Origin of the sequence: Catalinimonas alkaloidigena (genome assembly GCF_900100765.1) — a bacterium.
GTDB classification, from domain to species: Bacteria; Bacteroidota; Bacteroidia; order Cytophagales; family Flexibacteraceae; genus Mooreia; species Mooreia alkaloidigena.
Genome location: NZ_FNFO01000002.1, coordinates 501,930 through 521,780 on the forward strand (window position 1 = coordinate 501,930; position 19,851 = coordinate 521,780).

16 protein-coding genes are annotated in these 19,851 nt (G+C 57.5%); 7 read left to right on the forward strand and 9 right to left on the reverse strand.

The annotated features are described in order from the left end of the window. The first annotated feature begins 82 nt into the window (after positions 1 to 82). Genes BLR44_RS05460 through BLR44_RS28525 form a run of 3 tightly spaced genes read left to right on the forward strand, consistent with a single transcriptional unit; the run spans position 83 to position 5,081 of the window. Complete coding sequence (locus BLR44_RS05460) at positions 83 to 2,242, forward strand: peptidase domain-containing ABC transporter (RefSeq protein ID WP_089680052.1); 2,160 nt, start codon at positions 83 to 85, stop codon at positions 2,240 to 2,242. A gap of 26 nt (positions 2,243 to 2,268) precedes the next feature. Next, entirely contained in the window at positions 2,269 to 3,636 is a 1,368-nt protein-coding gene (locus BLR44_RS05465) for an HlyD family secretion protein (protein ID WP_089680055.1), read from the forward strand. Next, positions 3,633 to 5,081, forward strand: a complete 1,449-nt coding sequence (locus BLR44_RS28525) for a TolC family protein (RefSeq protein WP_176955904.1) — start codon at positions 3,633 to 3,635, stop codon at positions 5,079 to 5,081. Before BLR44_RS05465 ends, BLR44_RS28525 begins: the two co-directional genes overlap by 4 nt. Positions 5,082 to 5,092: 11 nt before the next feature. Here BLR44_RS28525 and BLR44_RS05480 read toward each other — a convergent pair whose 3' ends face one another. The 5 genes from BLR44_RS05480 to BLR44_RS05500 form a co-directional block, all read right to left on the reverse strand. After that, on the reverse strand, positions 5,093 to 6,784 hold the full coding sequence (locus BLR44_RS05480; RefSeq protein ID WP_089680059.1) for a hypothetical protein: 1,692 nt from the start codon (positions 6,782 to 6,784) through the stop codon (positions 5,093 to 5,095). Between the two features lie 173 nt (positions 6,785 to 6,957). Next, positions 6,958 to 7,314, reverse strand: coding sequence for a heavy metal-binding domain-containing protein (locus BLR44_RS05485; protein ID WP_089680061.1), 357 nt, complete (start codon positions 7,312 to 7,314; stop codon positions 6,958 to 6,960). Between the two features lie 84 nt (positions 7,315 to 7,398). Further along, positions 7,399 to 8,085 (reverse strand): NUDIX domain-containing protein, encoded by a 687-nt coding sequence (locus BLR44_RS05490; RefSeq protein WP_089680063.1) that lies wholly within the window; start codon positions 8,083 to 8,085, stop codon positions 7,399 to 7,401. After that, positions 8,082 to 9,011 (reverse strand): ribose-phosphate diphosphokinase, encoded by a 930-nt coding sequence (gene prs, locus BLR44_RS05495; RefSeq protein WP_089680065.1) that lies wholly within the window; start codon positions 9,009 to 9,011, stop codon positions 8,082 to 8,084. Before prs ends, BLR44_RS05490 begins: the two co-directional genes overlap by 4 nt. Further along, complete coding sequence (locus tag BLR44_RS05500; RefSeq protein WP_089680068.1) at positions 9,008 to 10,477, reverse strand: nicotinate phosphoribosyltransferase; 1,470 nt, start codon at positions 10,475 to 10,477, stop codon at positions 9,008 to 9,010. The genes prs and BLR44_RS05500 overlap by 4 nt, the downstream gene beginning before the upstream one ends. Before the next feature lie 248 nt (positions 10,478 to 10,725). On the opposite strand from BLR44_RS05500, the gene BLR44_RS05505 reads away from it, so the two are divergent. From BLR44_RS05505 to BLR44_RS05520, 4 genes are all read left to right on the forward strand, one after another. Further along, a complete protein-coding gene (locus BLR44_RS05505; protein ID WP_089680070.1) occupies positions 10,726 to 12,075 on the forward strand; it encodes a M20/M25/M40 family metallo-hydrolase in 1,350 nt (449 codons plus the stop codon). A 188-nt stretch (positions 12,076 to 12,263) separates the two neighbouring features. After that, on the forward strand, positions 12,264 to 12,893 hold the full coding sequence (locus BLR44_RS05510; protein WP_089680072.1) for a DUF4142 domain-containing protein: 630 nt from the start codon (positions 12,264 to 12,266) through the stop codon (positions 12,891 to 12,893). A gap of 341 nt (positions 12,894 to 13,234) precedes the next feature. Then, positions 13,235 to 15,277 (forward strand): carboxy terminal-processing peptidase, encoded by a 2,043-nt coding sequence (locus tag BLR44_RS05515; RefSeq protein ID WP_176955905.1) that lies wholly within the window; start codon positions 13,235 to 13,237, stop codon positions 15,275 to 15,277. A 5-nt stretch (positions 15,278 to 15,282) separates the two neighbouring features. Beyond that, positions 15,283 to 16,317 carry an LIC11966 family surface protein gene (locus BLR44_RS05520; RefSeq protein WP_089680075.1) on the forward strand — a complete coding sequence of 345 codons (1,035 nt, stop codon included), beginning with the start codon at positions 15,283 to 15,285 and terminating at the stop codon, positions 16,315 to 16,317. Between the two features lie 64 nt (positions 16,318 to 16,381). Here the strand turns inward: BLR44_RS05520 and BLR44_RS05525 are convergent, their stop codons facing one another. The 4 genes from BLR44_RS05525 to BLR44_RS05540 form a co-directional block, all read right to left on the reverse strand. Continuing rightward, on the reverse strand, positions 16,382 to 17,059 hold the full coding sequence (locus BLR44_RS05525) for a LytR/AlgR family response regulator transcription factor (protein WP_089680077.1): 678 nt from the start codon (positions 17,057 to 17,059) through the stop codon (positions 16,382 to 16,384). Next, positions 17,056 to 18,678: a sensor histidine kinase gene (locus tag BLR44_RS05530; RefSeq protein WP_218127016.1), complete on the reverse strand. Its 1,623-nt coding sequence runs from the start codon at positions 18,676 to 18,678 to the stop codon at positions 17,056 to 17,058. Before BLR44_RS05530 ends, BLR44_RS05525 begins: the two co-directional genes overlap by 4 nt. A gap of 18 nt (positions 18,679 to 18,696) precedes the next feature. Continuing rightward, positions 18,697 to 18,963 (reverse strand): hypothetical protein, encoded by a 267-nt coding sequence (locus BLR44_RS05535; protein ID WP_089680080.1) that lies wholly within the window; start codon positions 18,961 to 18,963, stop codon positions 18,697 to 18,699. A gap of 314 nt (positions 18,964 to 19,277) precedes the next feature. After that, positions 19,278 to 19,835 (reverse strand): dihydrofolate reductase family protein, encoded by a 558-nt coding sequence (locus BLR44_RS05540; protein WP_089680082.1) that lies wholly within the window; start codon positions 19,833 to 19,835, stop codon positions 19,278 to 19,280. Positions 19,836 to 19,851: the final 16 nt, after the last annotated feature.

Here is a 19,851-nt window from a genome sequence, read left to right on the forward strand (position 1 = left end):
AGAATTGCTTGTATAAGGATACTTCTTGGAACAAAGAGATTGCTTTTTGGTATAGTAGTATTGCTACTAATTAGTAATCCCGATGATCGAGACGGCTATTCACCGGTTGGTGGAACTTGTTCGCCAGGAAGAGGCACCGGCGATCGAGAAACCTGCCTTGTCCCCTACGTGCGATGTTCATTCGCTGGAGTCCCTTATTGCCGGTCTGGCAGAGCGGGCCGAGCAAGTGTCGTTGCGCATCCTGCGACACCACATACCGCGCACACTTTTCCGGCAGCACGTCGTGCGGGCCGATTTCCCGGTTGTGGCCTTCGTGCAGGAAGGCGAGCGGTGGGCGCCCGTCATTTTCACACACGATAAAGAAACACAGGCATTTCAGTACACCGACATCGGGGAGATGCCCCGCGCGGTCGATGCCGAACTGTTGCGGAACCTGCACGCCGACGACCACGATCAGGTGCTGTACCTGGCGGTGTTTGCGCACGAAACGCTGGTAAGCGAAGAAGATGCCTCGGGGGTGGCCAAAGTGCTGAAGCCGGTGCAGCGCTTTTACCGCATGCTGAAAGCGGAGCGGCGCGACATCACCTACATCTACATCTACGCCATTGCGGCGGGACTGATCACGCTTTCGTTGCCGCTGGGCATTCAGGCCATCATCGGTTTGATCTCGGGCGGGCTGGTGTTTAACTCGGTCGTGGTGTTGATTTCGCTCGTGATCGTGGGCGTTTTTCTGAGTGGCGCCTTGCAGGTGATGCAGCTGACGCTGGTCGAAATTTTGCAGCGCCGGTTGTTTGCCAAAGCGGCGTTCGAGTTTTCGTACCGGGTGCCGCGGGTAAAGCTGGAAGCGTGGAACGGCCACCATCCGCCGGAGCTGATGAACCGGTTCTTCGACGTGGTGACGGTGCAAAAGGGGTTGCCCAAGGTCCTGATCGAACTGACGGCTGCAGCCCTGCAAATTCTGTTCGGCCTGGTGCTGCTGGCCTTTTACCACCCCTTCTTCGTATTTTTTGGGTTGGCCCTGCTGCTCTACCTCTTTCTGATCTTTTACTTCACGGGCACCAAAGGCCTGGAAACCAGCCTGACGGAATCGAAGTACAAGTACCGCATTGCCTACTGGCTACAAGAGCTGGCCCGCAACGTGACGACGTTCAAGCTGACGGGGCGCAGCAACCTGGCTTTGCAAAAAACCGATCATCTGCTCGACGGTTACCTGCGCTACCGCAAGAAGCACTTCAAGGTGTTGCTGACGCAGTTTATCAACATCGTCACGTTCAAGACCATCATCACAGGTAGCCTGCTGGTGCTGGGTACCCTGTTGGTCGTCGACCGGCAGATTACCCTCGGGCAGTTTGTGGCTTCGGAGGTGATCATCGTGTTGATTCTGGGCGCGGTCGAAAAGACCATCCTCAGCATGGAGACGATCTACGACACGCTGACGGGCGTGGAAAAAATTGCGCAGGTGACCGATTTGCCTCTGGAACGCCTCAACGGCATTGGCCTGCCCTCTTCCAAGCAAGACACCACGCCGGGTCTGCAGTTGCAGGTGCGGAAACTCCGCTATACCGAAGAGCACCAGCATGAAGTGTTGTTAGACAACCTATCGTTCGACCTGCAGCCCGGCGAGCGGCTGGCGCTGGCAGGTTTTGATTCGAGCGGGAAAGAAGCGCTGCTCCGCATCTTGGCGGGGGTGCAGACCCATTTTGAGGGCGACGTGCGCTTCGATGGCGTTTCGGCCCGCGACGTGTACCTGCCCGACCTCCGGCATTACGTGAGCAAGAACGTATCGCGCGACGACCTGTTTAACGGTACGCTGCTCGAAAACATCACCCTGGGCAAACCACAGATCAGCTATCAGGACGTGCGTTGGGCCATGAGCCAGACCCGCCTCGACGAAGAGGTCGGCGCCCTGCCCGAGGGACTGGAAACCGAACTGTTGCCCGGCGGGCGGAACCTGCCCCCGGCAGTTGCCAGCCGCATCATGCTGGCGCGTTGCATTGTGTCGCGGCCCCGGCTCCTGATCCTGAACGATTTTCTTCAGGCCCTGGATCGGCGTTCCAAGCAGGAGATGATCGCCATGCTGACGGACTCGCGCCATCCGTGGTCGTTGTTGTGCGTGTCGAACGATCCGACGGTGCTGGCCGCGTGCGACCGGGTGCTGATCCTCCACGAAGGCGCGCTGGTGGCCGAGGGCACCTACGAAGCATTGCACCAACAACAGAATCCATTCTTACAACAACTGTAGCTCGTCATTTTCTAACGCAGTAACCCATGTTAAATCTGTCAAAAGAGCGGGTAAACGATCCGCTGGCGCAGTACGAACTACAAACCATGAATACCCTGCATACCCCGCGGGTAGGGCGTGTGTTGGCGTATTGGATCATCGGCATCTTCAGTCTGCTCATCATCTGTCTGTTTCTGCCCTGGCAGCAGAACATCACCGGCACGGGGCAGATTACGGCCCTCACCCCGCAAGACCGCCCGCAGATGGTGCCCGCGGTAATTGCAGGCCGTATTCTGGAATGGAAAGTGCGCGAAGGCCAGTTTGTGGAGGCGGGCGATACCCTGCTGCAGCTCGGCGAAGTAAAAACCGAATACTTTGATCCGGCACTACTGACCCGCACGGCCGAACAGCTGGACGCCAAGCAGGAGGCCATCGCGGCGACGCGCGAGCAGATCGAAGCGATGAACGTGAACCTGAACGCGCTGCAACAGGGGCTGGATATCAGTCTGGAAAAGGCCCGTAATAAAGTCACGCAGGTGCGGCTGAAGGTTGTGAGCGACAGCACCGACCTGGAAAACGAGCGTGTGCAGTACGCCATTGCCCAGCGGCAGTTCAACGGGTACGACAGCCTCTACCGCAAAGGGCTGGTGTCGCTGACGGCTTACGAAAGCCGCCGGCAGAAGCTCCAAGAAACCGCTGCCAAAGTGGTATCGCAGGAAAACAAGCTGCTGGAAACCCGGCAGGAACTGATCAACGCGCGCCTGCAACTCACGTCGCTGCAGGCCGAATACCGCGATAAAATCTCGAAGACGGTGGCCGAACGCGCCGCCAAGGAAGTTTACCTAGCGGGTGCCCAAGCCGAATATAGCAAGTTGCGGAACTACTACGCTAACCTGGAGATTCGCCGAGATCAATACTTCGTGACGGCCCCGCAGACCGGCTACGTGGTGCGGGCGCTGAAAACGGGCGTCGGCGAAACGTTAAAAGAAGGCGATCCGGTGGTGACCATCATGCCCGATCAGCCCGACGTGGCGGCCGAAATCTACGTTCGCCCGATGGACGTTCCCCTGTTGCACATTGGCAACCCGGTGCGGCTGGAGTTCGACGGCTGGCCGGCGCTTCAATTCTCGGGCTGGCCGAGTGTGGCCGTCGGTACCTTTGGCGGTCGCGTTGCCGTAATCGATTATGTGAACAGTGCGAATGGGAAGTATCGGGTGCTGGTCACGCCGGACCCGAACGAAGAGCCCTGGCCGGCGCAGTTGCGCCAGGGATCGGGCGTATACGGATGGGCCATGCTGAACGAAGTGCCCATCTGGTACGAACTCTGGCGGCAGCTGAACGGCTTCCCGCCCAGCCTGGAAAATATGCCCGACGCCAAAACCGCAGCCGTAGAGAAAACCCCGACCGAGAAATGAGGTACCTGAAATCACTTGTCGGCAATTGTGGGGTGCGGATTGTGCTCTGGCTCGTGCTGACCTTGCCCGCCGCCCGGGCGCAGGACAGCACGATTCAGTTCACCCTGCAGGATTTGTACGGGCTGATGCGCGAGACGCACCCGGTCGTACGTCAGGCGGAGCTTTATCAGGACATTGCCGACGCGGAAGTGCGTCAGGCGCGGGGCAACTTCGATCCCAAGGCCATTGCTTCGTATCAGCGGAAAGAATTCGGCGAGAAGACCTACTACAACAACTGGAACAGCTACCTGAAGGTACCCGTATGGCCGGGCGGCATCGAGTTGCAGGCCGGCTACGAGCGGGCCATCGGCAGTTACGTAAACGACGAGACGCAAACTCCGGCGGCAGGGTTGGCGTACGCGGGCGTGGTGGTGCCACTCGGGCAGGGCATGTTTCTGGACCAGCGCCGGGCCACCTTGCGCCAGGCCCAGATTTACCAGACCATGGCGGCGGCCGAGCGGCAAAAGCTGCTGAACAAGATTTTCTGGTCTGCCACCAAAGATTATTACGACTGGTTTCTGGCCGTGCGGCAGGTTGAACTGTTGCAGGAAAGCATCGGGCTGGCGCAGGCGCTCTACGAGGCCACGCGCGAGCGTGCGCGGTTCGGCGACCTGGCACCGATCGACACGGTAGAAGCGAAAATCAACCTGCAGAGTCGCCAGCTGCAGTGGCAACAGGCTCAACTGGCTGTGCAGAATGCACGGAATCTGCTCTCGACGTACTTGTGGGACGAGGGGGGGCAACCCGTGGTGCTGGACGGAGCGCTCCGGCCCGATGCGTTTCGCCGCGAGTCCTACACCGCCGTTCTGCTCGACAGCCTGCTCGATGTTGCTCAGCGCCAGCATCCCGAACTGCTTAAACTCAGCGGGAAGGTAGATCAGCTGCAAATCGACCAGCGTTGGTCGCGCGAGCAACTCAAACCCAAACTGGACCTGAAACTCAATTTGTTGAGCGCAACCCCCCACGTGGGCGATGACCTGAGCTATGCCTTCTTTTCGAACAACTACCGCGTAGGGGTCGACTTTTCATTTCCGCTTTTTCTACGGAAAGAACGCGGGAAACTCCAGGCCGTCACGGCCAAGGTAAAACAGGCGGGCTGGGAGCGGCAGTACCTGGCGCGCTCCATCGACAATGCCCTGCGCAATGCCTGGAACGAAGTGCTGACGTACGAAAACCTGCTGGTGCAGCAGACCGACATGGTCAACAACTACCGGCAGTTGCGCGACGGTGAATTGGAGAAGTTCGAGAACGGCGAAAGTTCGCTGTTCCTGATCAACTCGCGGGAAACCAAACTGCTGGAGGCCGAAACCAAGCTGGCCGAATTGCAGATCAAGTACGGAAAAGCCTACGCACAATTGTTTGCGGAAGCGGGCATTTTGGGGAACGAGCCGCTGGCCGATCGCTAGCCAGCTCGGAATTACTTTTTGCAGTCGCGGATCATCTTCTGGAGCGTAGCCACCATGGTGCGGCCGGTTTCAATGTCGGGCGCGGTGATGGAAAGACTACTCACGTAGCTAACCTTGTCGCCGTTTTCGTAATTCTTGATGATCTTCTCGTTATATTTGGTCGGTGCGACCACGCTCACGGTCTTGCTTTTTACACTCAGACCGACCTTGTCGGGATCGAGGTCGTACACATTAAACTCGTAGAGGTTTTCTTTGACCTTTTTGCCGTCGTCTTCGCGGGTGGCAAAACTCATCTTGCAATTATCGCCTTCGCGGAGTTCCAGTTTCTGAGTCATGCCCAGGGCGCGTTCGTCCAGGCCTGCCAGGGTGGCGCTCAACCAGCTCAGATCCTGCGCCTGGCCGTCTTTCCGCAGGTTGCCGATGCAGTAGACCAACAGGTGCTCTAGCTGCTTGGCGGTCGGCAGGTCAGGTACATAAAAGGCTACGCTGCTGGTGTAGTTCTGCCGCTCGCCATCTTCAAAAACCCCGACGAACGACTGCTTGTTGGTGGTAGTGGCCGACACGGTGAACGTAAGCTTGTTGACGTCGATGGAGACGGACTTTTCGTTCAGATCACCGAAGTTGAAAACAAACTTTTCTTCTTCACTTTTTTTCTCGTCGGTAGTCGTCCGGATGTATGTCGCCACGGCATCACCGTCGAACGATTGTTCGTAGCTGGTTGTCCCCACCTTAAAACTCTGGATCTGGTTTTTGAGATGAGTTAGTCCTTCGGCGGTCGAAGTGGGTTGAATCAACAGTTTTTCGGAGGCGGCCCGTGCCAGCGGAATCAGGTCGCGGAGGCCCTGCACCAGCACCTGGGCCTGGTCGGCGTCGGCGGCGTAGAGGCTGATCTCGTCGTCGAAGCCTTTGAGTTCGCCGCCTTCTTCCCGGCGCACGAATTTCTTGTTCTGCCGGATGTTGGCTTTCACGGAAATCAGTTTTCCGGATACCTTCATCGTAACCGAGGGTTCGTGCAAGTCGCCGAAGTTCCATTCGTAGCGCTCTTCGTCTTCCAGGCCTTTGCTGGTGGACTTTTGTCGGGTCAGCACACCGCGCGCTGCGTGTCCCTCTTCCGGCGAAAGCGCTTGTTTGTAAGTAGCGTCGCCGGCCTCGACGTTTTGCACCTGGTCGGTGATCCACTGCCGGAGTGGTGCCAGCTCGGTCGGAATCGCGATGGTGCTTTTCCAGGCCTCTTCGGCCAGCGGAATGGCCGCTTTGAGCGCCTCTTCGATGGCGCGGGCGTTGTCGACGTCGGTGCAGTACAGCTCCAGTTCATCGGTAAAGCCGTCGAGTTCGCCGTCTTCGTACTCTTTGATGACGGGCTGCCCACCCGAGCGGGCGCTGATGCGCATCAATCCTTGCGAGGTGTTGCGGCGCACCAGATTCTTGTCCATCAGCCCCAGATTGAATACGTACCGTTGCTGACTTTCTTTGCCTTTTTTGTCGATCTCTTTGCGTGTGAGTTCCAGCAGATAGGGTTTGTCGGCCGAAAAACTCAACGCTTGTTCGTAGGTGTTTTTATCGGTCGCGACCTCTTTTACCTGCTGTTGCAAGGTGGCCAGCGGTTCGAGCAGCGGGTGCTGCGCCTGTGTTGTGGTCGAGATCAGAAGGGCCCAGACAAGCGCAGAGGCCAGGGCAGCGAAACGTGTACGCGAAAATGCCATAGGAGGGAGTCGTTAGGTAGCACAGATAGAAGGCCGATTGGGCACGAAAGATAACAGGTCGGCCCGATCAAAAACAAGAAAAATCGTTTTCTGCCTCGGGAAAAGCTAATCTGGCCCTGCCCCATGGTCTAGACGCTTCGTAGGCAGCCGGAAAAATCACTTGGAAGGCCCACTCAGGGACGCACCCGAACGGCGGTTCCGGTCGCGGCGGGCACAATGTGATCGCCCTGTTGCATGTCGTAGTCGACACGGATGACGGCATTGGCACCCAGCAGTGCGGCTTCTTCGCGCAGGCGCAGGTTCAGGCTCTCCAGCACACGGGCGTTGGCCGTGAACGCCGGAGGACTGACAGAAATAATGGCGATTTCTTCGTAAGCCTGCGTCAGGTCTCCGGTGGTAATCCGGATCGCTGTGTCGGCGGGCAAGGCCCTGTAGATGTCGGAAGTCAGGCGGGCTACCTGCGGGGTGCGGCACCCGAACAGCAGCGCGCTTCCCAGAAGGCAAACGGCGGAAATGAGGCGTGTTGTCATGGCTCAACGGAAATGGAAGTAGTTGTAAATCAACTTACTTCGCTCACATTTTATGCCAGCTTGCCCTACGCTTCTAGTTCGCGGTTACAACGGACGGAACGGCAACGGATGGTCAAGGCCCCACTCGATCGTACGCACGTAGGTCTCCGGATGGAGGTGGTAGGTTTCGTCCTGGCCCGTCGGGGGGTAGAGGCCGGTTTGCGCCATCCATGCCACGAATGCCTCTGCCGCAGGCGGTTCGCCCAGAAAAATGCCGTAGAGCGTCTGGAGTTGCGCCCGGGTAAAGGTGTCGGGCAACAAGTAGCGGTCGACCGGAAAAAAGCGCAGCCGTTGCTGCAGCTGTCGCCAGGCTTCCTCAAATACGTCCCGGTGGTCGAACGCCAGTTCGGGCAGTTGTCGCACATCGAACCAGTCGAGGTGTGCGGCGTCGTCAGCGGCGGCGAGGTGGGTCACGTCATGCGGACGCACAAAGCCATAATAGGTAATGGAAATGGTGCGCCCGCGCGGATCGCGGTCTACCTTCCCGAAGGTATGGAACTGCCGTAGGTACGGGAGCGTCAGGCCGGTCTCTTCTTGGAGTTCGCGGTGCGCCGCCGCCAGCGGAGGCTCGTCCATTTCGATAAATCCCCCCGGAAACGCCCACATGTCCTGAAAAGGCGGGTTTTTTCGTTGAATCAGCAGCACCCGCAGCGAGGCTTCGTCTGGTAGGTACGTAAAGATCAGGCAATCGACCGTAACGGCCGGGCGGGGGTATTTGTACGTATAGCTCATGCGCCGATGGTCAGGGCATTCTGGGTGAGGAGGTCGGCCACGGAACAGAGGCGGTACTGTTTGTCCTGAATGCGCGTGGCGTTCGGGTGGCTGTCGGTGCTGCAAATGAGCGTGAACAAACCGCTGTTGCGCAATTCTGTGTACGCATTGCCTATAAACAGGCCGTGGGTCGTCAGGACGTCGATGCGTTTGGCGCCCGCTTTGTGATAAGCTTCGGCCGCGTGAATGAGCGAACTCCCGGTCCGGATCATGTCGTCGTAGATGATTACGTGGCGATCCTGTACGTCGGCATTGATGTGGGCCACTTCGGTCTGGCTGCCGTTGATACGCCGTTTGAACACAAACGCCGCGTCGACGTGCATGTCGTTGGCGAGCGATTCCACCCACTTGGCCCGCCCGGCATCGGTGCAGGCCAGCACAAATTTTTTCCCGCCCATTTCGCGGGCCTGGGCAATGATCACATCCTTCGCGTAAATGTGGAAAGCCCGCACGTTCCCTTCAAAGTAGTGCGGCAGCCCTTCGGAATGCAGATCGAGCATCAGGATGTGGTTGCCGTAATCGGCGGTAGGGATGGAAGACAGCAGACGCGCCCGCGTTTTGGCCGTCACGATCTCGCCTTTTTTAATCGAGCGTTCCATCGTGCCGTACCCGAAGTACGGAATCATCAGGGTGAGCGAACGCGCGCCCAGTTCCGTCAGGCCCGACGCCAGGTCGTACAGCTCCAGCGTGTCCGCGTCGGAAATGGTGCCGCCCAGCACATACGCGTCAAACTCGCGAGGCTGCGTCAGGATGCGCTGGTAACGTTCGCCGTCCGGAAACAGGCGCGTTTCGGTCAGGCCGTCCTGGAACCGCCCGGTGGCCAGCATTTTCTTTTTCAGGTAGTGGTAAGCCTGGGTACTGAACAGGAGTTTATTGATAGCACTCATGTGTTGATCGCTTTCATTTTCAGGATGAGGTCGAGCTTGCGCTGGTAATACGCTTCTTCTAACCCGACCGGGTAAAGATGAGGATTTTCGAAACGTTTGATGGTGGGGTGCAGCGAGGCGAGCTGTTGGTGTGCCCGCTGCCGCACGTCCGACAGGGACGGAAGTGGATAGACCAGCTTTCCGGCACGCATCACCGGCACCAGTAATTCTTCCGAAGGGGTTTCGGGCGACAGGCGTTTGCGGCGGGTGATGTCGTTGGGGTCGATGATGACGGGCGCCTGGTCGGCCGCAGGGGGCGCATCCAGGTCGTAAATCATGTCGGCCGCAAAGCCCCGGTCGTTCCGATAGCGTCGCACCTGTTGTCGACCGGGATTATTGACTTTGATCGTTTGCTCCGAGAGTTTGATCTTCGGTTCCCACGTGCCGTCGTTGCGGCGAAGGGCCGCCAGTTTATAGACGCCGCCGAGCGCGGGCTGGTCGTAGGCCGTCACCAGATTGGTGCCCACACCCCAGACGGTGATGGCCGCATCCTGGTCTTTCAGACTGCGAATCAGGTATTCGTCCAGGTCGTTGCTGGCCACGATGCTGGCTTTAGGAAAACCGGCCTCGTCCAGCATACGCCGGGCTTCGATGCTCAGGTACGCCAGGTCACCGGAATCGAGGCGGATGCCGTTCATCTCGTGGCCCGCTTCCCGCAGCCGTTTTCCCGCTTCGATGGCGTGTTGGACCCCCTCCAGCGTGTTGTAAGTATCGACCAGGAAAATACAGTTGTTCGGCAGGGCGCGTGCGTAGGCCGCAAAGGCTTCTGCTTCCGAGTCGAACGACATGACCCAACTGTGGGCGTGCGTGCCCTTCACCGGAATACCGTACCGTTTCCCTGCCAGCACGTTCGACGTGGCCGCACAGCCGCCGATGTAAGCCGCCCGGCTGGCCGAAATGCCCCCGTCGATGCCCTGGGCCCGGCGTAGCCCAAACTCCAGGACCGGCTCCCCCTGCGCCGACTGGCAAACCCGCGCGGCTTTGGTGGCAATCAGCGTCTGGAAATTCAGGATGGTTAGCAACGCCGTTTCAATAATCTGCGCCTGCAAAATGGGGCCTTGTATCCGCACCAGCGGCTCGTTGCCAAAAACCACGGTTCCTTCCGGGATGGCATCGACGTCGCAACTGAAGCGCATGTCGCGCAGGTAATCCAGAAACGCCACTTCGAAGAGCGGCTGGTCGTCCGACCCTTTCAATTCGGCCAGGTAGGCCAGGTCGTCGTCAGTAAACCGAAGCGTTTGCAGAAACTCCAGGGCGGGCTCCAGTCCACAGGCCAGCGCGTATCCGCCTTTGAACGGAGGTTTGCGGAAAAACAAATTGAAAACTGCTTCCTGTTCGCCGCGTCCCGCTTTCCAGTAGCCATACGCCATCGTGAGTTCGTAGAGGTCGGTCAGGAGGCTGAGCGAAGTGCCGTAGAGTGAATCCATCGGCCAAAGATAAAGGGAATCTGCACTTTACGTGACTTAGGGTCTTATAGAGCCAAGTACTTTTCCGAGCAAAGCGTAAGATCTTCTGTAGAAGTTTCAGGTAGGGAAGCAGTGCGTAGCCACTAGCCGACCACGCTGTTGGTTTTGGGAAGAAGCGCGGATTTGATAAGGAATTCTTCTGAAGTGCCTCAGCAATCCTGTGCCTGCCTTATCTTTAAGCGTAAACTGATGTTCATCGCTAATTTTTTATGAAGCACTTTTTCTCCCTCTTGTTGCTCTTCCTTTCGTTTTCAGGCTATGCACAAACGGCGATTGTCCGGCAAGATCCCGCCATTCAGAAAATGGTAGAGGACGTCTCGGCCGAAAACATCGAGGCCATTGTTAGGAAGCTGGTCAGTTTCGGTACGCGCCATACGCTGAGCGACACCACCAGCAAAAAACGGGGCATTGGCGCGGCCCGCGCCTGGATCAAATCCGAGATGGAACGCTATGCCACCGCCTCGAACGGGCGTTTGCAGGTAACGTACGACGCGTTTGTGCAGCCCGCCGACGGACGACGCGTCCCGCAGCCGACGACGTTAAAGAACGTACTGGCGACGTTGAAAGGTACCGATCCTAACGACCCGCGCATCTACATCGTTTCCGGTCACTACGACTCCCGTGCCAGCGATGTGATGGACGCCAAAATCGAAGCACCCGGCGCCAACGACGACGCCTCAGGAACGGCCGTGGCGATGGAACTGGCCCGTGTGATGAGCCAGCGTTCGTTTCCGGCGACCATCATTTTTGTAGCGATGGTAGGGGAAGAACAAGGCCTCTACGGCGCGACGCACCTGGCCGAGCGCGCCCGCGAAGAGGGTTGGCACGTCGATGCCATGATCACGAACGACATTGTAGGGAACTCGTACGGCATGGAGACGGGTCTGAAAGACAACCGCAGCGTACGCGTGTTCAGCGAAGGTGTGCCCGCCGCTGAAACCGAAGAATCGGCACGCATCCGGACGTCGGTCGGAGGGGAGAACGACAGCCCCGCCCGCGAAGTGGCGCGGTACATGAAAGAGGTGGGCGAGCGCTACGTGCCGCAACTCGACGTGAAGCTGATCTACCGGCGCGACCGTTACCTGCGCGGGGGCGACCACACGCCGTTTTCCCGCGAAGGTTTTGCGGCGGTGCGCGTTACGGAGATGAACGAAGACTTTACCCGGCAGCACCAGGACATCCGCACCGAAGAGGGCGTCGATTACGGCGACCTGCCCGACTTCGTCGACTACGACTACACGCAGAAAGTCGCACGCATGAACCTGGCGACGCTGGCCAACCTGGCGTCGGCCCCCGGCGCGCCGCAACAGGTCGGCATCGTCACGGCCAACCTGACCAACCGTACGACCCTCCGCTGGGAAGCACCGGAAGGCAAAGCCCCCGCCGGGTATTACGTCTTGATGCGGGAAACAACCAGTCCGTTTTGGGAGCAGAAGTTTTACGTAACCGGGACGGAAGACACACTTGATTACTCGAAGGACAACTACTTCTTCGCCGTGCAGTCGGTCGATGCGGCGGGGCACGAAAGCCTGCCCGTCTTCCCGAATCCGATGCGGTAAAAGCGCCCGGCGCTTGGCGGGTAGACAGTCGGCCGTGAGGGAACGCAGTATCCCACTAAATTTTTCCGAGATGGGTGCGTAATGCACTCAAAAAGAGCAACTTCGGTGGGGCGCGCTGCGTACCTGAAGCGGTGCCCGCTGGTGTTGCCAGCGAGGTGCCGCAACATAAACCCTCACTTTTTAATTTTATGAAACGCCGACAATTTATCCTCACCAGTGCGCTGGCGGTGGCCAGTGCTCCTCTGCTTTCCCGGTTCGCGTTTGCCAAAGACGGGAAGATCGGAAAGATGGACGCTTCCGAATTTCAGGACATTAACCAGGAAGCCTTCGCCAAAGTGGCTGACCTTGATGCCAGTGCCGGCGCCCTCACGGCCGACGACCAGAAACTTCTGCTGGAAATTGCGATGGGCGGCATGATGCAGCTGGAAGCCAGCCGGGCCGTCGTCAGCAAACTGACCGACGAAGACGTACGCGCCATCTGCAACGCGGAAATTGAAGAGCAGACGGGCCTGAGCAAAAAGCTGAAAGAGATCGCCCAGGCGAAAAACGTAACCCTGCCGGACGCACCGGACCCCAAAGTCACCAAACAGGTAGAGAAGTTGCAGGGCCTTTCCGGTGCCCGGCTCAACCACACCTACTTGCAGGAAATCGGTGTACGGGGCCACGAACTGTTGCAGAAGACCATGAGCAAGGTGCAATCGAAAGCGCAGGACGAAACGTTAAAAACCCTGGCCGCCACGACGTTGCCTCTGATTGAAACGCATCTCCAGGTGTCGCGCGACGAGATGTCGGACGGCGGCTCTGCCCGAAAGGCGTAACAGCTATGTCTATGTATAAGGAAGTTCAGCCCCTTGCTCAAACGCAGGGTGGCTGAACTTCCTTTTTTCTTGCGGGGCAATCCCTGTGCTAGGTGAGTAATGCGCGCTTCGTTTGAGGTTTTCTGCCGAGTGCCCCGCCCTTCCTGATGACTTTTTTGAGCCGGAGCGTTGCCTGGTTGCTCCGTTGAAGTATTGGACTAAAATTTATTGCCTAGAGTGAGTGACTTTCCTGCCAAAAATTGCTTGTATTTGAGACGGTATTGTAATTAATTCGTGTCTGCAATAAACTACAGCCTGTGTTGATGTCCTCACTTTCGAACCATCAACCGCTGTTTCTGCACATGAGAAGAACGTTCCTTTTTTACCTGAGTTTGTTGGTCGTCATTTTTGAGGCACAAGCCCAGCATTACGGCCAACAGGCGAAGGTGCTGGTGCAGGTCCTTGAGGAAACGCACTGTCAGCCCCGCACGCGCGACGACTCTTTTTCTGCCCAGTTATACGACGCTTTTCTGGACGCGCTCGATCCGCAGGGGCTCTACTTTTCGGACCAATGCCTGCAATCGCTCGTGCCGTACCGCCTCCAGCTGGACGACGCGTTGCAGACGGGGAATGAAGAGTTTCTCAAGAAGGCTACCGCCCTGTACGAAACGCGGCTCCTGCAAACCGACTCGCTGGTCCAAGCGATGCTGGCGCGTCCGTTACCGTATGCGCAGCCCGATACGCTGACGCTTCTGGGACACCGCAGCTCGTACCGTCCTGAAAACGAGCAAGTTCACCAAAAACTGTGGCAGAAAGTACTGCGCTACCGCATCGGCAGCCGTCTGGCAGAACGTGACCCTACGCTCGCTTCGTTTGCCAAGCGGGAGCAGGAGATGCGCGAACTGGTGCGAGCGCAGGAACACTGCAAATTTCAGAAGTTGCTCTACCCACCCGAAGGCCTCGATACGCACGTCGCCTCGCTGTTTTTAAATGCCGTTGCCAATCAATACGATCCACACACCGCCTTTTTTTCGGGTGCCGATAAAGAGGGATTTGAAGCCTCGTTGTCGCGCGAGGCCTATACGTTCGGTTTCGAGGTGGAAGAAGGGCCGAACGGAGAGATACAGGTGGCGCAGTTGATGCCGGGTGGACCCGCCTGGAAATCGAATGAACTGCACAAGGGCGATGTGGTGCTGGAGGTGCAACTGGGCAAAGACGTGGTCGATCCGGTTTGCCTGACCGCGGAGGCGTTGAACCAGCAGATGCAGTCCACCCTCGCCGACCGGCTGGACATCACGGTACGCAATGCCGGCGGGCAGCTGACGCACGTCAAACTAATAAAAATCAAGCTGGAGGTAGAAGAAAGTGTGATCAAGAGCTTTGTGTTGCACGGACCGCAGAAGATCGGCTACATCTCCTTGCCCGACTTCTACACAGAATTTGACTCCCCGACCCAATTGGGATGTGCCAACGATGTGGCCAAAGCCATTCTTAAGCTCAAAAAAGAACAAATCACCGGGCTGATCCTCGACCTGCGTTTTAACGGCGGTGGCTCGTTGCAGGAGGCCCAGGCGTTGGCTGGCATCTTCATCGACGTAGGCCCGCTGAGCATACTGCAGGACCGCGACCAAAAACCGTATCTACTCAAGGACGTGAACCGGGGGACGATTTACGACGGACCTCTTCTGGTGTTGGTGAATCGGTTTAGCGCTTCGGCTTCGGAATTGCTGGCGGCGGCCCTTCAGGATTATAACCGGGCCCTCATCGTCGGGCAAACGACCTATGGCAAAGCCTCCGCACAAACGATCTTACCGCTACCCGACGTGCCCCACGCCCCGATGGGCTTCGTCAAAGTGACCATCGACCAACTATACCGAATCACCGGAAACAGCCACCAGCAGCGGGGTGTCGCACCGGACGTGGTGCTGCCCGATCTGTACAGTTACCTGCCCATGAGCGAAAAAGACGAGGCGCATGCGCTCTCGTTCGGGCACGTCGACAAGAAGGTGTACTACCAGCCGGGCGCGGCGTTGCCACGCGAAACGTTGCGCGAGCGCAGCCACAAGCGAGTGGAGCACGATACGGTGTTTACCCGTGCAGACGAAGCCGGGCAACTGCTCGCCCGCCGTTTTTCGCAGGAAACCGCCATTCCGCTCGAGTTGTCACATTTTCAGAAGGCGGAAGCGCATGCGCAACAATTGATCAACCAGCTCGAAACCTGCGGTCGGCGGCCCACTACGCTGTTTGAGGTTGAAGCAGATCGCTACGAACAAGAACTCCTGCAGATGGATACGCATCGTCAGGAACTGAACCAGGCGGTGGTCGACGATCTGCGCCACGACGCCTACCTCACAGAAGCCTATCAGGTGCTTCTTGACTTCATTGAACTACAATCCAATAAATAAATCAAATGATTCGAAACGGATACTTTTTACTCCTCCTGGTTTTCCTGGCGCTTTCCGGGAACGGCAGAGCCCAGAGCTTCAAAAGCGCCGGTGAATACATGGCCTACATGGCGGAGTCGCACGAAGTGATCACCAAAGACATGTGGAGTTATGTGAAGATCGCATCGCACAGCAAACGGGCCCGGGCCGCCGAGAAACGCCGGATGGAAGTGGTTAACACGATTGCTGATGCGCAAAAGCGAATTAGTAAAATGTCGGCTTTCGAAGGCGACGTCAGCCTGCGCAACTCACTGGCCGACTACCTGAAGATGAGCTACCTGGTGATGAACGAGGACTATGCCAAGATCGTCGACATGGAAGAAATCGCGGAACAGTCGTACGACCTGATGGAAGCGTACCTGATGGCAAAAGATCAGGCCAATGCCAAGCTCAATACCGCCTGGGAGAAGATGTCTGCGGACCAGAAACAGTTCGCGTCGGCCCATAACATCAACCTGGTGGACGACACCAGCAAGCGGAGTGAGAAGTTGAAGCAAGCCAGCAAAGTGTACGCGTACTACAACTCAGTGTTTCTGATTTTTTTCAAGAGTCACAAGCAGGAAGCTTTTATGCTGGAAGCCCTCGAGAGTCAGGACCTGAATGCCGTCGAACAGAACAAAAATGCCGTGCAGAACTATGCAAGCGAAGGCCTGACCAAGCTACAGTCAATCAATGCGTTTCAGGGCGACGTGGCGCTCAAACAGTCGTGTCGCGACGTGTTGCAGTTTTTGCAGGTCGAGGCGCGCGATAAAATGCCGGTAATCACCGATTTTTACCTGAAACAGGAGACGTTCGAAAAAGTGAAAGCGGCGTTTGAGCGGAAGAAAGCCAGCGCCCGTACGCAGGCTGACGTCGACCAGTACAACAAGGCCGTTGAAGAGATGAATGCGGCCATTGGGAAATTCAACGCCACCAACGAGCAACTGAACAAGGAGCGCTCCAGAGTGTTGGAGAAATGGAACAAAGAAGTCGCCAGTTTTTTTGACAAACACGTGCCATAACCCTTGTGCGACAGAAAATGGAAAGCCGGCTAACCTGTAGCCGGCTTTTTTTATGGACACCGAATCACTTGCCCACCTGCGTCAGCAACTCTTCCCGAAAATTGGCACCGATGGGCAACACCTGAGTGCCGACCTGGACGTCGTGCCGGTCGAGGCGATCAATTTTGTCGCAGGCCACCACGTACGAGCGATGAATCCGCACAAACTGGTCGGTCGGTAACAGTTCCAGGGCTTCCTGCATCGTGAGGCGGGAGGCAATCTTCCGGTGCTCGGTCAGGACAAACACCACGTAGTTTCCGGCTCCTTCCAGGTAAAGAATTTCGTCCAGTTCGACGCGGATCTGTTCGTAGCCGCTCTTCACAAACACGTGCGTGGCTGTGGGGTGGCGTAGCTGGTACAGGGCTTCGGCTTTGTGGCAGGCCTTCAGAAACCGGCTGAGGGCGAAGGGCTTCAGCAGGTAATCGACGGCGTCGAGGTCGTAGCTGGTAACGGCGTGTTCAGAATAAGCCGTGGTAAAAATGACCAGCGGACGTTGGGGCAGGCTCCGCAGAAAATCCAGCCCCGAAATATCGGGCATCTTGATGTCCAGAAACAGCAGATCCGCGGGCGCTTGCCGTAGGTGATCCATCGCCGAAAAAGCATTGGTAAAAGCCGCTTCCAGCGTCAGAAACGGAACTTTGGCGGCAAAGGCTCGGATGATTTCCAGGGCCTGTGGCTCGTCGTCGAGGGCAATGGCTTTCATTTGGTGCGCAGTTCGAGGTGGACGGAAAATTCCCGTCGTGTCTGGTGAATGTCGAGCGTATGCCGGTCAGGATAGAGCAGTTGCAAACGTTTTTTTACGTTGTCCAGTCCTACCCCCGAGGCTTCGCGTTCGGGGTCCATCCGGGCCGGATCGTCCGCTTTGCACCGTTCGTGGCAACTGTTCTGTACGATCAACCGGATGCATTTGGGCGCGCAGGTCAGCTCCACATAGATCCACGAAGGGCGTTGCAGGCTGATGCCGTGTTTGAACGCGTTTTCGACGAAGGGCATCAGCAGCATCGGGGCAATCGGTTCGTGGCACTCCGTTTCGGGCAACTGCAACTGGATGTCGATTTGCGGATGTTCGCCGATTCGTAGTTTTTGCAACTCGATGTAGTGGTTGAGGTATTCCAGTTCGCGGGCCAGCGTCACGCGGTCTTGTTCGTTGTCGTGCAGCATGAAGCGCATCATGTCGCCCAGCTTCTGAATGCCTTCGGCCGTCCGTTCGCTCTCTTCCTGAATGGCGGAGGCGTAGAGGGTGTTGAGCGCATTGAACAGAAAATGCGGATTAAGTTGTGCTTTCAGCGAAGACAACTCCGCAGAGCCCTGCGCCACTTCCTGCATCAGGGCCAGTTGTTCGAGCCGCCGCCCGTACGCCAGCCAGGCGATCACCACCACGACCGACACCGACACGGCCCAGTGCAGCATCCAGATGGCCGCCAGGTTGCTGTGGACGTCGTTGACCTCCGAGAAAAAGACGGCCCCCAGGAAGTTGATCAGTAGCGTGATGGGCAGGCAGTAGATCACCAGCCACAGCCACCGCTGTTCAATTTCGACGCGCGGCAAGATGCCGTACAGAAGAATCAGGTAGCAAAGGAACCAGGCCGGTAACGAAAACGCAATCAACCCGATGGCGAGCGGCGGCAACAGGGGCATGTCGCCCAGGAAAGCCAACAGCAAGCCGGCCCAGAAGAACAACGCTGCGATGAGCTGCTGAAACATGTTGCGGCGGGACTCCTTCTTGGTACGGCGCCCCACCAGCCGATGCAGCCCGTAGAGGAGTTGGGCGATCAGTTCGTAGAGCACCACCGTCACGAGGATGATCGCTATGCGGTCTAGCGCCTGAAAAAAGGTCACATCCCACACTTCCACAGACAGTTGCTGATCGTTCCAGTACGCATTTTTATCAAACAGCGCACTGGCAGCCGTACCCAGCAGCAGCCACCCCACCACGCCCGTCGCCACCAGAAATGCCCGGTAGGCGTGTTGGCGTTCGACCAGGGTCGGCACGATGTAGTAATGCATGGCCCACCACGCCCCCATCAGGGTGACCCAGAAAAAAAGTGCGGGCAAAAAGCCGTTCCAGAAATAACTGTAACGACTCAGGTAAAAATCGACCTGTTCGGGTGCTTCGATCAGCACTTTCTGAAACAGCGACTGGTGGGCATCCAGGGCTTTCTGGTACGAACGCACCAACTGGGTGACCAGGAACAAAATGCCCAGACTCAGTTCCGTGCGCCGGATGTGGGCCACGGTTTGCGGCTCTCCCCAGTTTTTGGAAAGAACTTTCAGCCGATCGGCCGAAAAGAAGTGCGTGAAGCGATGGGTATACGTAGACATAAGACGAGCGGTCAGAAATCAATATGCTAAATTTTTGTGGGTCTCCGAAAGCGCTTTTTCAGGAAGTGCGCGGGTGTGCGACGTGCGAACGTAACTGTGGGGGAAGCAAACAAACAGCGGCCAGCCCCCCCGCGTAGCTGAAAAAGACGCTGCCTGCCGGGCGGGGGGCACGTGTTCGGCAGAGGGGGCCGTGCTCACCCGCAGCAGCGCCCCGACCAGAAGGGCCGTCAGCGCTAGGCTGTATTTCCAGGAGGTGGTCATCACGATCATGCGGAGAAAGATCATGCACCAAACCTAAAGGAAGGAAAAACGGCTGTGGGGAAAATGTGACGAACCTCTCTGAAAATGGGACGAATCGGAGCGGAATACAAAAGGCTTCTGCTCGTAGGACCGGAAACAGTAGAATCGTCCTTTACTAAACCCTTTTTAGCACTTCTATGCCTGATCCGGTTCGCGGATCGTGGTCAGCGTGCGATCCATCGGGGTGCCTTTACCAAAAGAATCTCCGATGCAGTCGGCATCTTTTAGGCTAAAGGTGTGCTCCTATGGCAACGCCAGGCGGATTGGGAGAGGCGTTAGACCGGGATCTTTCGGGACTGTCAGGCCGTTTTAGAAACCGCGTACGTTAAGATCGCAAAGGCGCTTCCGTGCTGTTGAACGTCAATGAGTTGAAGCGGCGGTGTGGTGATGCGACGCGGCAACAGAGGAGCACCGCCGTCCAGCATGACGGACGCAATGCTGATAATGAGCTCGTCCAGCAGGCCCTGGTCGTGAAACTGACCGGCCAGATCGCCCCCGCCCACAATCCATACGTTTTTGCCCTGTGCGGCCCTGACCATTTCGGCGTGAATCGGCGTTACGTCGCCCTGCACAAAGCGGATGTCCGCCCCGGGGACGGTGGGCAATTCCCGACGGCTGAATACCCAGGTCGGCACGTTGTAAGACCACTTTTCCGGATGCTCGCGCAAATTCTCGTACGCATAGACCCATTCGTAGGTCGTAGAACCCATGGCCATTGCGCCCACGTTGCCGAAAAACTGCGGGTAGTGGTCTTTCATGCTGTCGATCTCGCCGAACTGAAAGAGCCATTCGAGCGAATGGTTGCCGTCGGCGATGTAACCGTTAATGCTGGTCGCGGTGTAGTATTGGGTTTTCATGGATATATAGGGAGAT